The organism is Lentibacillus sp. Marseille-P4043, assembly GCF_900258515.1.
Lineage (GTDB): Bacteria > Bacillota > Bacilli > Bacillales > Amphibacillaceae > Lentibacillus_C.
In genome coordinates, this window is the sequence record NZ_LT984884.1 from 2,168,045 (window position 1) to 2,181,867 (window position 13,823).

Consider the following 13,823-nt stretch of genomic DNA (forward strand, 5'->3'; position numbering starts at 1 on the left):
AGTGTGAGGCAAGAAGGAGGCATGGGTGAATGATTACGGTTAATCCATTAGAGATTGATGGTATGTTTTTTACAGCAATTACAGTGGAACTACCAAAGACGAATTTGTTAATGATTTCAAATGAGATTGGCTACATTATGTGTGGAGCGCTCGACGTGGATGTATTAAATGATGTATTGGCAGAACGGAAAGTAATCGCAGCACGGGCTGTAGGTGTCAAAACAATTGATGATTTACTACATGCACCACTCGAGAAAATAACGAATGCATCAAAAGCTTATGGCTGGAAATCTGGCATGATTGGAAGAGATGCACTGATGAAAATATCATAAACAAACATGTCTTCCAGAATGGGAGGCATGTTTTTGATTGTAGTATAGCTAACGACTTTCGAAAAGTTTTTCTGAAAGATTGGGACTGCGATTACTCGCCCCATTGAACACATTTGTTGTTTTTGCACAATAGAAATAAAATGCGACGTAGTGACAATTTTTTTTGTAACGCTTTCTCTCACTCTAATATGGCATGAGTGCTTGACCCCGCTACGTCAGAATACTTCGCTTTCCGTGGGCACGGCCTCAGCCTCCTCGGAAGCAAAAAGCGCTTCCTGCGGGGTCTTCGGACACGTGCTGTTCCCACAGGAGTCTACGTATTCTGCCTCCGCTGATAGAGAATTCCTGATTATTTGTGGTTATTACCCATGAAATCAATGTCAGAAGAATTCTTATTACTTGAAAGAAGGCTATTCTAAGGTGCGGAAAAATGCGAGACTCCGATGGGAAAAGGAACAGTCTGAAGACACCAAAGGAAGTGGTGGGAGGCTGAAGCGTTCCCTATGGAAAGCGAGTATTTTTCCGCAGCGCCGAATTAGCACTCATCTTATACAGGATGGAAGGAAGTCACGCAAATTTACGTCGCATTTTATACAACTACGAAAAATCCATTACGGGGAGTGTCTTCTAGAAATATTACCAAAAATTTGTTATTATTTTTATATACATATGTCGAATTGAGGCGGAATTTGCCGAAAGTCAGAAGTTAGGAGATCATGATGAGACTTACTAGTACAAAATCGACTAAACCTGGAACAATACTTGGACAAACAATTTATAATGATAATGGACAAGTATTGATTCAAAAAGGGTTAGCTTTAACCGAAAGAATGATCAGCCGTCTTTTAAACCAAGGAATCACCTATATTTATATAGAAGATGATGTAACTGCCGATGTACAAGTTAAACCAGTTATTTCGGAAAGTCTTCGAAAAGAAGCCTCGGACACAATCAAATCAATATTTGCTGAGGTTAAGCAGGATGGAATTAAGAATCGCTCATTTATTTTTGAAAAACAGGGAACACAATTAACATCAATTGTTGAGAAAATCATGAACGAAATCCTAAATCGTAAAGAAACATTATCATTACTGGCAAATATTTTTATTACAGATGACTATATTTTCCAGCATTCCTTAAATGTTACAATTTACTCATTGGCTATCGGTACGGAACTTAATCTCACCAAAAAGGAATTATCTGAAATAGGTACTGGTGCGATGCTACATGATATAGGTAAAATTTTTCTAGATCAGGATATTTTGCAGAAACCTGGTAAACTAACCGATGAAGAATTTGAAATGATTAAACAACATACTAAATTAGGTTTTGATTTTTTACGGAAACAAATGGATCTTCCTTCTGTTATTGCCCATTGTGCGTATCAACACCATGAACGGTTAGATGGTACTGGTTATCCGCGAGAACTTGTTGGTGACGCCATTCATAAATATGCAAAATTAATCGGTATTGCCGATGTTTTTGATGCTGTTACAAGTAATCGTGTTTACCGTGATGCAATGCTACCACATGAAGGACTAGAAATTCTTTATGCAGGTGCAACTTGCTTATTTGATAAAGAAATGGTTGAAGCGTTTAAAAAGAGTGTCGCGGTTTATCCAAATGGATTGTCTGTTCAATTAAGTGATGGTCGAAAGGGTGTTGTTGCCAGACAAAATAAAAGTCTATGTGATCGCCCAATCGTTCGAATTGTTGAAGAAAAAAATACCCAACTTGTAACTCCGTATGAAATCGATTTAGCTTCCATTGTTAATGTTACGATTTCAGCTTGTCAGAAATAATATAAAATCGGGAATTCTAACCCCTCTAAAACAAGCATAAGTTGTTTTAGGGGGGTTTTCATATTGAGAAAACGACTAGCTTTTGGAAAGAGACGATCACCACCTCCAGTAAAAAACATTTTTGTTATCACCATGATTTTATTTGTGTTAATGATTTGGTTAAGTTTTGTAATAGTTGATAAAGGAATTAAACCAACATTAATGGATGTTGCAGAAACAAAAACAACTGAATTCGCCACAAGGGCGATAAATGCAGCTGTTAAATTTGCCGAGACCTATGAATTTCAAGATGTAACGGATGTTACGCAGAATGAAAATGGTGATATCACTTCCTGGAAATTTAATTCTGCTGCAGTCAATGAAATTAATCGTTATGCAACGGATCGAGTGGAGGAATTCTTTAAACGAATGAACAGTGGTGAAATACCACCGGAGGAGCAAGAAAATTTAAATCTAGACTATGGTGATACAGCTGAAGAAAAAAGTAACGAGGATCCAACTGTAGTAGAAATCCCTTTAGGTCAGGCAACAGGTAATACCATTTTTGCCAACTTAGGACCAAAAATCCCTGTTAATTTAGAACTCGTTGGTAATGTAAAGACCGACGTTGTTCATGATATAGAGGGATTTGGGATTAATAGTGCGCTAATTAAAGTATATATTCATGTAGAGGCAGAGGTCCAAATTGTTATACCGTTTTCAACTGGAGTAAAAGAAGTAAGTACAGATGTATATGCAACTTCAGGAGTAATTAATTTAGGTGTTCCAGATTTTTATGGTGAGGGAGGAAATAATAATCCATCCATATCAATCCCGAAAGATGACTTTGAAAAAGACTTGCAAGATGATAAATAGTTTAGTATAGTTAGGTTAATAATTAAATAATTTAACCTTATCAGATCGGTGAGGTAGAGGTGCAAATGAGATTAGTAATCAATCGGAGAATGACAACGATGATGATTGACAAAAGGATTGTTTGCCGAAGTGTAATAAGGGTCAGACTTATTATTGCTGGTGTATCTTTGAACAAAGGATATACTGTCATGCTTATCGGAATGCATGGAGAACTACTGATCGAAATGGAGGATAACGTATACTTTTTTTAGCAATGGTAGGTTATTTTCTATCGTTGCTTTTTTGTGTTTTTTGGCAAGGATTGTTTGCCAAATAGGACATGAAGCTAAGTTCCTCTTATTTTGTGGCGTATCTCTATGTACGAGTTATTATAAATGGAGGTAGCAATTATGGAAGGAACAATTTACTCATTAATTCCAGCACTACTTATGCTCGTTTTAGTCCTACTTACAAGAAAAGTTCTACTATCATTGGGTGTAGGAATTGTTGTTGGAGCATTATTTATTCATGATTTTAATATTATTGCTTCGATTGAAGAAATTTGGCAAACGTTTTATGCGATTTTTGTTGTAGATGGTTCGTTAAATGCCGGGAATATATTGTTATTATGTTTCTTGTTATTTTTAGGAATTATGACCGCTTTTTTAACAGCGTCTGGCGGCAGTCGGGCTTTTGGTGAATGGATGATTAAGCGTGTGAAAACAAGAACTGGCGCTCAAGTTATGACCGCTATCTTTGGAATTATTGTTTTTATTGATGATTATTTTAATGCATTAGCTGTCGGGCAAATTGCTCGGCCGTTAACAGATAGACACAAAGTATCACGAGCTAAATTGGCTTATTTTATCGATTCAACATCTGCTCCTGTAACCGTTATTTCTCCAATCTCCAGTTGGGGCGCTTATATCATCGGTTTACTAGGAAGTTTGTTGGCAGCAAATGAAATAACAGATATACAACCGTTAGAAGCCTTTGTGAAAATGATTCCGTATAATTTTTATGCATTAGCAGCACTACTTTTTGTATTTTTGACAGCATATATGAGAATCGATTTTGGCCCAATGCGTAAACATGAAAAACGTGCACTTGATACAGGAGAGGTTGTTAATCCAGACGTAAAAGTGCCTGGAGATTTGAAGGAAACATTTGAGCCACATAAAAACGGAAGAATATATCATTTGCTTGTCCCTATCCTTGTTTTGGTTGTGGCAACTGTTGGGATGATGATAATTACTGGAATACAGGCCAGTGATAATGCTACAATATTGACTATTTTTGCTAATACAAACGTTAACTTGTCCCTGTTTGTTGGTGGACTATTAGCAGTTGCAACTGCTTTAATCTTCCATATGCAGCAAAGTGAACCGCGAGCAAATTTGGTTAGCGTTATTTTGGAAGGAATAAAAACAATGCTTCCAGCTATTTATATCTTAATAATGGCTTGGATGATCGGTTCCGTAATTGGAACATTGGAAACAGGTGATTATTTGGCACAGCTTGTAAATGATGCTTCCATCAGTCCAACATTACTTCCGTTTTTATTCTTTATTATTTCTGGGTTTATGGCTTTAGCAACAGGTACTTCCTGGGGGACATTTGGCATTATGTTACCGATTGCTGCAGAGGTGGCTGTATTGACTGATGCAAATATGTTACTTCCAGCCTTAGCAGCCGTTCTAGCTGGATCTGTGTTTGGTGATCATTGTTCACCTATTTCGGATACAACGATTTTATCTTCAACAGGAGCGGGTGTGAATCATATTGACCACGTGTTAACGCAATTGCCATATGCACTGGTTGTTGCTATAGCTGCTAGTATAGGCTATTTACTTGTTGGATGGACGAATCAAATTTTGTTAGCATTATTAGCTACCATAATTGTCATCATTGCTATTGGATTACTTTTTCAATTTATGGCCAAAACCAAAGCTAACAATTAAGGAATAACCCCTTCATTCTATAAAGGATGAAGGGGTTATTTTATGGAAAATAGTTACAATACTGAAAAATAAAATATTTCTTTGACATAGTCAAAAAGTACCGTTATAATACAAGTATAAATATCAGAAAATAGTAAAGATTTTAATTTCCTTCCTTGCATAGAATACAAGCAGAAGGAAAATAAAAGGGGAGGTCTTTAAAGTGGAAACTCGATCACAGTGGGGAACAAGAGCCGGTTTTATTATGGCAGCTGTAGGGTCTGCAGTTGGACTAGGCAATATTTGGCGGTTTCCGTCAGTAGCGTATGAAAATGGTGGAGGCGCATTTTTCATTCCTTATCTATTCGCATTATTAACAGCAGGTATTCCCATTCTTATCATGGAATTTACAATGGGGCACAAGTACCGCGGCTCAGCCCCATTAACGTACAAGAGAATGAATAAAAAGTCGGAATGGGTCGGCTGGTGGGCTGTATTAGTTGCCTTTGTTATTTCAACATATTATTCCGTAATTATTGCCTGGGCAATATCATATTCCATCTTCTCATTTAATTTAAACTGGGGAGAAGACACAGAGGGATTTTTGTTTGGCGATTATTTAGAATTAACTGATCCAGGGCAAATTGGCGGTTTAGTTCCAGGGGTATTTATTCCACTAATCATCGTTTGGATCCTGGTTTTAGGTATATTGTTTAAGGGTGTTAAAAAAGGTATTGAAATGGCAAACCGAATTTTTATTCCGGCATTGGTAATTATATTCCTTATTATCGTTATTCGGGCAGTTACATTACCTGGTGCATTAGAAGGACTAGAAGCATTCTTTGCACCTGATTTTGATAAAATTTTAGAACCGAGTGTGTGGGTTGCAGCATACGGACAGATATTCTTTAGTATGTCAATAGCATTTGCGATTATGATTACGTATTCTAGTTATTTGCCGAAAAAATCTGATATTACGAACAACGCATTTATTACTGGGTTTGGAAACTCTAGCTTCGAATTATTAGCTGGTATTGGGGTATTTTCGGTACTTGGATTTATGGCTACGCAACAAGGTGTACCGATTGATGAAGTGGTAGCTGGCGGTGTAGGATTAGCTTTTGTTGTATTTCCGCAGATTATTAATCAGTTTCCAGCGCTTAATGAATTGTTTGGGTTCTTATTCTTTGCTTCACTTGTTCTAGCAGGGTTAACTTCCCTGATGTCGATCACCGAAACTTATGTTGCAGGATTAGTTGATAAATTTAAAATCTCCAGAGGGAAAGCTGTATTGTTTGGTGGCGGAATAGCGGCAATCATTTCCATGTTATTTGCAACAAGGGGCGGATTGAATTTCTTAGATGCTACCGATTACTTTATCAATCAATTCGGTGTAGCGTTCCTAGGACTAGTGGAAGTCATCTTTGTCGCGTGGGGCTTACGTAAACTTAATGAATTTAAGACACATGCGAATGAAATCTCCGATATTCGCTTAGGCTCATGGTGGACGATTAGTTTAGGTGTAATTACACCAATTGTATTAGGGTATATGATGTTCGGATTGTTTAAAGATAATTTACTAAAAGAGTTTGATACAGCGAACGGGAACTATGAAGGTTATCCTGATTTCTTTATCCTCTATAGTGGCTGGTTTGTTGCAGCAGCAGCATTAATTATCGGAATCTTAATGTCATTAAGTAAATGGCGAGCATCATCGGAAAATGGAATGGAAACTGAATCTAAGGAGGCAAAATAAAATGAGTGGTGGAGCTATCTTTGTTATGATCCTTGGTATGGTAATTATTTGGGGCGGCCTTGCAGCAAGTATTACAAATGCTGTGAAAAAGTCTAGAGCATCTAAATCAAATTAATTCTTATAAAAGGAGCCTTTGCTATTCAGCAAAGGCTCTAACTTTATTATTTAGCCATTTGCTCCCATTTTCTTAAATAAGGATATGGATCAAATGACCATTCACTATAACCATTGTCTTTATACATTCCGTAGTGTAAATGGGGTGGGAATTTTCCTGATGTCCCTGGTGGTCCATAACCAGTAGAACCAACACTTCCAAGTAAATCTCCTGGTTTAACAACTTGGCCAACTTGAATATCATCCTCATACCCACTTAAATGGCCGTAATAATGGTAAATATTATTGATATCCCTTATTCCAAGACGCCAGCCACCATATAAATTCCAGCCTTTCATTTCGATTACACCATATGTTGTTGATTTAACAGGTGTACCATATCCAGCAAAAATATCTGTACCTTCGTGGATACGTACACCACCGAACCCTCGTCTGTCTCCCCAAGTGCTGCGATAACTATAATTGTACTTAATGGATACCGGAAAATCGCGTGTTTTCAATTCAAGCTTACCATATGTTTTAAATACCTTTGCTGTACTCATGATGGTTTGCACCGTTAAATCACGTTTGTAATAATGCCACAGTCCAATTTTTATATCATCTTTTGTCGGGCCATAGCGCAAAAGCCAATTGGCCATTGTAAATAAAGCGTCCTCTGGGTTGTTTGGGTTAGCTTTACTATCTCCATTTCCATCTTTACCAATCCCACTAAAAAATTCAATAATGGATTCATCTTTTATCATGGCACTATTTCCTAACCCATACCACAATTCAGTTGGAAAGGAAATGGAAACCAGATTTTCTGACGCTGAGTCATCTTCCATATTGCGTTCATACTGATCAATGGCGGCGATATAATACCAAGGAATTTGTGTTAATGCCTCTGTTTTCTCATATAAGGCCATTCTTTTTTTATAGATCGATTCCGTAGCATGTACATGATCAATGGGCAATATCAGGAATAATAAACAAAAAACAGGTAGAAAATAAGTACGTTTTGTAAACAATCCTTGTCACCTCAAAATCCACATGTGAATATTCTTAGAAAAACTTGTCATTCATTCCGTCTATAGCAGGTCCGAAGTTTTTCTTATTTAAAAAATTATAAAAGAGGTGTCCCATTTTAGGGACCCCTCTTTATTGCTGTGCCGTATTGTCGCGGGTTCCTTGCGGGGATTTTTTCATTTCATCTATAATCTTGTCAATTGTGTTATCATAATTTTTATTTCGTGTACTTGAGTTATGCAGGCTATGGATATCATTCATTAGTGTTTTATTATCTGATACATATACATCAAAGAAACCAGGCATTGTTGATTTGGCTGTTTTACTTGCGATATCAGCAGCAGTTTGTTCATCAAGTTGATCTTCTTTTTGATAAGCGATTAGCACTTCTTCATCGGTTACAAGTGTTGCAACTTCATCAAAGCCATCGTTCCTCAAAATCATTCGCGTAATCGTATTTGCCATTTGTGTACGGTCCAGACGAACAGAATGATTTTGTTCTGTATCATTATTAAGTTGATCTTTGTTGTAGCGAACATAGCCAAGTTTATTATCCATTTCTTCGTTTGTTGGTGCTTGCTCTTTTGCTGGATCCAATTCATTCACAATTTGCTGTTGTTCACTGGCAGCATCATCTGTCCCATTACATCCAGTTATAATGCCCAATGTTAAAGCGGATGGTAGTAAAACTTTCCATCTCATGATTATCCTCCTCAAGCAAAATGATTTCTCCCCTTACCTATTAGTTTGTGGTGTCATGAAAAAATCATACAGATAATATGAAGAGTTGACTTTGAAATTTCTGGTTATGACTTGGTTGAATGTGATAAACTATAAATTGTGTAAGTGGGGTGAAATCTGTGATAGAGATACAAGGAAAAAATTATGAAATCATCGAAAACATAAAAAATGCCTTTCAAGAGTCTGCACTGAACGATCGTTATTCAGAAATTTTAGCGAAATACGATTTTATTGTAGGGGATTGGGGATATGATCAGCTACGATTAAAGGGGTTTTATGACGATCAAAACAACAAAGCTTCTTTTGATACAAAGATTAGTGCATTAGATGATTATCTTTATGAATACTGCAATTTTGGCTGTGCTTATTTTGTAATGAAAAAGGTTGATAAATAAAGCTTTCTTCGCAAAAAAGTTCGGCATTTGCCTTGTTTATTGCGGGTGCCGAATTTTGTTATACTATAATCAAACAAAGAAGAAATCGGCCATTATGCCGATTTCCACCAATTATAAAATTACTGTTCCTCCTGTTGCGGATTGACATCGTCTGGTTCGTCGTGGATGGGGTGAGAACCAGGTGTTTGCCGTGGCAAGTCCTCATGCAATTCCTTGTAAGGATATACAAATGCACTTTGGCGGCGTTGGTGTTCCGTCCACGGTGTTGATTTACTTGTAGTTACGGGCTTCTCTTCATTAATAGGCGAACCTACTGGACCTTCAGGAAACTCTTCAGGAATTAAATGGTTTTTTATATTGTTTACATTTGAGAAATTCGAATATTTCTTTTTATCTTTTTCTCCCATTAACATTCACCCCTTCTGATTATAGCCTTTGCTAAAATAGAAAGGTTCATCATGCCAATTGTTGGTATCTTTTTTTCCTTGAAAAAAGTATCACCTAATTCTGCGATTGAAATATCTCCATTAAAAAGATTCGCAGTTCATCTGCCTCCATTTCAGTAACGTGAAAAACGTGTTCCATTTCACCAGGCTTCTCAATATCTTGTCTGCTTAAGATAGAGAAATGATTTTTGCGTAAGTCGATGACAATTTTTTTCTTTGGGTCATCTTTGTCATCAATAAAGGCAAAATCGTAGCGGTGAAACTTTCCCATAAAACTAACATATCTGACTTGTTTTTCAATTGTCTCATCTCTTAAATAATCAAAATTTGTACTCAATAATATTCATCCTCCAATTTAATACAAATAACGTTTTTAAACATTTGTTTCACTATACCACGTTTTGTTTAATCGTTCATTTGAAATATGATATAGTATTCTTACATGGACAAATGGAGGTTAAAGAAAATGTATTTTGTTGATCGTAGTAAAATTGAGCAAACACTTACATATATGGAAAGTCTATTGGAAGAAGTAAAACACCATTCTTTTGCATCTTTTATGGAAAAGCTTGGTTTGGAACGCATTGCTCATATGATCATTGAGTCAATGCTTGATGTTGGGAATATGATGATAGATGGTTTTATTATGCGCGATCCAGGAAGTTTTGATGATATCATTGATATTTTAATTGATGAAAAAGTAATACCTAAAGAAGATGAAGCTTCATATAAGGAAATGATTCAACTACGGAAAATGGTCGTGAAAGAATATACAACGATTGATCACGAACAATTAAGTAACACTATTTTGGATAATGTACCTGTTTTAGAACAATTTGGTCCACATGTAAGACATTACCTTAACAATGAATTAGGTGTGGCAAATGCATTTTCCAATGAGTAATACAGCGCGTAGAAGTGAGGCACGCACGTGAGAAATTATAATGCTTATTTAATCGATTTAGACGGGACAATGTATCGCGGAGACGAACGGATAGAAGCAGCAGCTGAATTTATTGAGGCCTTGTATCAAAAGGAAATACCTCATTTATTCTTAACCAACAATTCAGCTAAAACGCAAGTGCAGGTTGCAGAAAAGTTACAGAATTTGGGGATTAAGGCGGTTCCGGAGTGCGTTTTCACCTCCAGTATGGCAACGGCAAGGTACATCAAACGACAAAAAAAGGCTGCACGCTGTTTTGTTATTGGTGAAGAAGGTCTATGTGATGCATTAGAAAAAGAAAACATGACGATCACAGATGAAGCGGTTGATTTTGTTGTCGTAGGAATTGATCGGACCGTTAATTACGAAAGGCTGGCAAAAGCGTGTTTAGCAGTCCGTAATGGGGCACAGTTTATTTCAACGAATAGTGATGTAGCAATTCCTACTGAGCGTGGTCTAATTCCGGGAAATGGTGCCATTACTTCTGTTATAACAGTAAGTACTGGCAAGGAACCGATTTTTATTGGCAAGCCCGAAAAAATTATTATGGATGAGGCACTAACTTCGCTAGGGAGTTCAAAGGATCAGACATTAATGGTTGGAGATAATTATTACACGGATATCCTTGCTGGCATTCATGCGGAAGTTGATACGCTAATGGTCTTTACTGGTGTAACTCCATATGAAGACTTTCCAAAACTGGACAAGAAGCCAACTTATCATGTACAGCATTTAGGGGAATGGATAGAGAAAATATAAAAGGGAGTGCAGTTCCAATGCACTCCCTTTTATAAAGTAAGGAAAGTATAAAATTGGGCTCTAATTTGTTCTCGGTTAGGATAAGACACGTCCGGCTCCAACGCCGAGTGAGATACGGGCACTGGAGCTTTTGTTTTAATCGTCTAATTTTTTACCATCAGCTGTTCCGTGTGCAAGTCTGCTGGATGCTGCCGCAGCGATTGCCCCTACAATGTCATCTAAAAATGTATGGCATTCACCGGTTGATTTATCGTTTAAATGCTCAAGTATTCCAGGCTTTTGTTTGTCAATGTAACCATAATTCGTGAACCCAATGGAACCGTACACATTAACAATTGATAAGGCAATAATTTCATCTACTCCATATAAGCTTTCATCAACTTCAATTGTTTCCTGAAGTGGGTGATCCAATTTCTTTTCCTCGGCAAGTTTATCAAGTTGGATTCCAGTTAAGATGGCATTTTGAACTTCTCTTTTCGTTAGCACGCGATCAACATTATAAACGCATTCTTCCATACTTAAATCGTCGTGGTATTTCGCTTGTAAATAATAGACAAGTTCTGCAATGTCATCTATTGTAACGCCTCGCTCTTTCAACCATTCCCTTGCTTTTACTTCCAATTCACTCTGTTTTGTATCCATAACAATCACCTTTCTAAGTAATTTTCTCGTTTATAAGTTAAAAAGTTCTATTCATTCACATAGACTAAAACAAATAGATATTTACTGGGGGGATCTTTTTGAAGCACTTACTTGCTACATATTATGATGTCCAAATTGAAGCGGAAATCATACTGGATCAACGGAAAGGGTACAAAAGTGCTGATCATACCTATTTTATCATTTCAGCTGACAACAAGGAAGTTATCCATATGGAGCAGGCAGCACTAGCATATTACTTGGCGGAAAATAACTATACAGAAATGGCCATACCGATACCAACTATACATGGTGAATGGATTCTTCACTATCAGGGGGAAAATTATCTTGTTTTACAGGTCAATCAACTGAAGGATCAGAACGGTTTATCTCAGGGAAAACAACTGGCAGCGTTTCATCATGTTGGCGCAATGTATCGTTACGAACCACACGAGATATCCAGTTACGGCCAATGGAAACAGTTATGGATAAACAAATTGACGATATATGAAAATAAACTAATGCAAGAAGCAGAGAAACATCCATCTGACTATTATCGGTTTGTCATGGATATTTTGCCGTATATTGTCGGTATTAGTGAAAATGCCATTCAATATGTGCAGGAAACGGAACAGGAATATCGGTTTGATGAAGTTGATCAAGGAACAATTTCGTTTCAGCGTTTTGCGAATAGCATGTCAAAACCGGTATTTTGGACGGATGAATTAGTATATGATCATCCAGCAAGGGATTTGGCGGAAAATATTCGTTTTTATTTCCTGCAAAATGATAAGAACAGTACAGAAAGAGTATTGTCGTTTCTTCATGATTATCAATTGATTCGTCCTTTATCTGTATTCAGCTGGAGATTATTGTATGCCAGATTAATTTTTCCTATCCATATTTATGATTGTTTGAAGCGTGGATTTGACTCTCAAGAATATGATCAGGTCTACACGGATTTGACCAAATTGATGGCACAGCAAACAGTATATGAAGAGCGTTTACGCGACTTTTTCACGGAAGTTGCGGTTGATCCTGAAGCATTACAGATTCCTGTGTTACACTGGCTATAGAGTGTAGAATAGAGGTGAGCATACATGGAAAAACCCCGAATTTATATTACAAGGAAAATTCCAGATGAAGTAATAAAACCATATAAGCAATTTATTGATATTCGAATGTGGGAAAAAGCAACTGAACCGGTGCCAAGAGATATTTTGTTAGAAGAGATTAAACATGTGGATGGGTTGTTCTGCTTATTGACAGAGCAAGTTGATCAGCAGTGTTTAGAAAACGCATCTAAGTTGAAAGTCATAGCGAACATGGCAGTGGGCTATGATAATATTGATGTAACGTCGGCAAAGGATCAAGGCATTATCGTTACCAACACACCTGATGTATTAACGGAAACGACAGCTGATTTAGCTTTCACATTAGTAATGGCGACAGCAAGAAGAGTGGTAGAAGCAAGTGATTATATAAGAGCAGGTAAGTGGAAGCATTGGTCACCATTCATGCTTGCGGGAGCAGATATTCATAATAAAACAATAGGAATTGTCGGAATGGGACGTATTGGGCAGGCAGTAGCAAGACGTGCAAGTGGATTTGGAATGGAGATTTTGTATCATAATCGATCACGCCATAAACGTGCTGAGCATGAATTGCATGCAACATATGCAGACATGGATAAACTATTAGAGGAATCAGATTTTGTTGTATCGTTAGTACCATTAACAGAGCAAACGGAAAAGCTATTTCATCAGGAAACGTTCCATAAAATGAAGGATACAGCAATTTTTATAAATGTTTCCCGTGGTAAAGTGGTTGATGAACAGGCATTGTATGAAGCATTGCGTACAAAAGAAATTGCTGCAGCCGGTTTAGATGTTTTTGCGAATGAACCGATTGGGGTGGATCATCCATTATTAAATTTGGAGAATGTTATTTGTCTGCCACATATTGGTTCAGCAAGTGTCGATACACGGATCGATATGATGAAGCTTTGTTTGGAAAATATCCATCACGTGCTTAATGGCGAGGATCCAGTAACACCAGTGGAATAAGTGTATACGGGCTACTTTTGAAGAAATATATGCATAGATATTTCTACAAAA

The 13,823-nt window shown here is 37.1% G+C and carries 16 protein-coding genes and 1 riboswitch; of the genes, 11 read left to right on the forward strand and 5 right to left on the reverse strand.

All coding sequences use genetic code 11. The annotated features are described in order from the left end of the window. Positions 1–29: 29 nt before the first annotated feature. The 6 genes from C8270_RS10540 (at position 30) to C8270_RS10565 (ending at position 6,779) form a co-directional block, all read left to right on the forward strand. Positions 30–332 carry a YunC family protein gene (locus tag C8270_RS10540; protein WP_106496787.1) on the forward strand — a complete coding sequence of 101 codons (303 nt, stop codon included), beginning with the start codon at positions 30–32 and terminating at the stop codon, positions 330–332. 719 nt (positions 333–1,051) lie between these two features. After that, a complete protein-coding gene (locus C8270_RS10545; protein WP_106496788.1) occupies positions 1,052–2,134 on the forward strand; it encodes an HD-GYP domain-containing protein in 1,083 nt (360 codons plus the stop codon). A 63-nt stretch (positions 2,135–2,197) separates the two neighbouring features. Further along, entirely contained in the window at positions 2,198–2,989 is a 792-nt protein-coding gene (yunB, locus tag C8270_RS10550) for a sporulation protein YunB (RefSeq protein WP_234028545.1), read from the forward strand. A 46-nt stretch (positions 2,990–3,035) separates the two neighbouring features. Further along, a riboswitch (Lysine riboswitch) is annotated at positions 3,036–3,212 on the forward strand. A gap of 166 nt (positions 3,213–3,378) precedes the next feature. Continuing rightward, positions 3,379–4,929 carry a Na+/H+ antiporter NhaC family protein gene (locus C8270_RS10555; protein ID WP_106496790.1) on the forward strand — a complete coding sequence of 517 codons (1,551 nt, stop codon included), beginning with the start codon at positions 3,379–3,381 and terminating at the stop codon, positions 4,927–4,929. Positions 4,930–5,131: 202 nt separating this feature from the next. Continuing rightward, complete coding sequence (locus C8270_RS10560; RefSeq protein WP_106496791.1) at positions 5,132–6,664, forward strand: sodium-dependent transporter; 1,533 nt, start codon at positions 5,132–5,134, stop codon at positions 6,662–6,664. A gap of 1 nt (position 6,665) precedes the next feature. Continuing rightward, entirely contained in the window at positions 6,666–6,779 is a 114-nt protein-coding gene (locus C8270_RS10565) for a methionine/alanine import family NSS transporter small subunit (protein WP_106496792.1), read from the forward strand. A gap of 46 nt (positions 6,780–6,825) precedes the next feature. Here the strand turns inward: C8270_RS10565 and C8270_RS10570 are convergent, their stop codons facing one another. Both C8270_RS10570 and C8270_RS10575 read right to left on the reverse strand, forming a co-directional pair. Continuing rightward, positions 6,826–7,785 carry a M23 family metallopeptidase gene (locus tag C8270_RS10570; RefSeq protein WP_442785799.1) on the reverse strand — a complete coding sequence of 320 codons (960 nt, stop codon included), beginning with the start codon at positions 7,783–7,785 and terminating at the stop codon, positions 6,826–6,828. A 130-nt stretch (positions 7,786–7,915) separates the two neighbouring features. Continuing rightward, entirely contained in the window at positions 7,916–8,485 is a 570-nt protein-coding gene (locus tag C8270_RS10575) for a YhcN/YlaJ family sporulation lipoprotein (RefSeq protein ID WP_106496793.1), read from the reverse strand. A gap of 158 nt (positions 8,486–8,643) precedes the next feature. On the opposite strand from C8270_RS10575, the gene C8270_RS10580 reads away from it, so the two are divergent. Further along, positions 8,644–8,919 (forward strand): YutD family protein, encoded by a 276-nt coding sequence (locus C8270_RS10580; protein ID WP_106496794.1) that lies wholly within the window; start codon positions 8,644–8,646, stop codon positions 8,917–8,919. A gap of 119 nt (positions 8,920–9,038) precedes the next feature. Here C8270_RS10580 and C8270_RS10585 read toward each other — a convergent pair whose 3' ends face one another. Together C8270_RS10585 and C8270_RS10590 are read right to left on the reverse strand one after the other, a co-directional pair. Further along, positions 9,039–9,326 carry a hypothetical protein gene (locus C8270_RS10585; RefSeq protein WP_106496795.1) on the reverse strand — a complete coding sequence of 96 codons (288 nt, stop codon included), beginning with the start codon at positions 9,324–9,326 and terminating at the stop codon, positions 9,039–9,041. A 94-nt stretch (positions 9,327–9,420) separates the two neighbouring features. After that, complete coding sequence (locus C8270_RS10590) at positions 9,421–9,702, reverse strand: SAV0927 family protein (RefSeq protein ID WP_106496796.1); 282 nt, start codon at positions 9,700–9,702, stop codon at positions 9,421–9,423. Positions 9,703–9,831: 129 nt separating this feature from the next. Between C8270_RS10590 and C8270_RS10595 the strand changes: the two genes are divergently transcribed. Together C8270_RS10595 and C8270_RS10600 are read left to right on the forward strand one after the other, a co-directional pair. Further along, the gene (locus C8270_RS10595; RefSeq protein ID WP_106496797.1) at positions 9,832–10,269 is read left to right on the forward strand and encodes a DUF86 domain-containing protein; all 438 of its coding nucleotides are present in this window, start codon (positions 9,832–9,834) and stop codon (positions 10,267–10,269) included. Positions 10,270–10,296: 27 nt separating this feature from the next. Beyond that, entirely contained in the window at positions 10,297–11,067 is a 771-nt protein-coding gene (locus tag C8270_RS10600; protein ID WP_106496798.1) for a TIGR01457 family HAD-type hydrolase, read from the forward strand. 135 nt (positions 11,068–11,202) lie between these two features. Here C8270_RS10600 and C8270_RS10605 read toward each other — a convergent pair whose 3' ends face one another. Next, positions 11,203–11,709 (reverse strand): phosphatidylglycerophosphatase A family protein, encoded by a 507-nt coding sequence (locus tag C8270_RS10605; RefSeq protein WP_106496799.1) that lies wholly within the window; start codon positions 11,707–11,709, stop codon positions 11,203–11,205. 98 nt (positions 11,710–11,807) lie between these two features. On the opposite strand from C8270_RS10605, the gene C8270_RS10610 reads away from it, so the two are divergent. After that, positions 11,808–12,782 carry a hypothetical protein gene (locus C8270_RS10610; RefSeq protein WP_106496800.1) on the forward strand — a complete coding sequence of 325 codons (975 nt, stop codon included), beginning with the start codon at positions 11,808–11,810 and terminating at the stop codon, positions 12,780–12,782. A 24-nt stretch (positions 12,783–12,806) separates the two neighbouring features. Beyond that, a complete protein-coding gene (locus tag C8270_RS10615) occupies positions 12,807–13,772 on the forward strand; it encodes a 2-hydroxyacid dehydrogenase (protein WP_106496801.1) in 966 nt (321 codons plus the stop codon). Positions 13,773–13,823 lie beyond the last annotated feature (51 nt).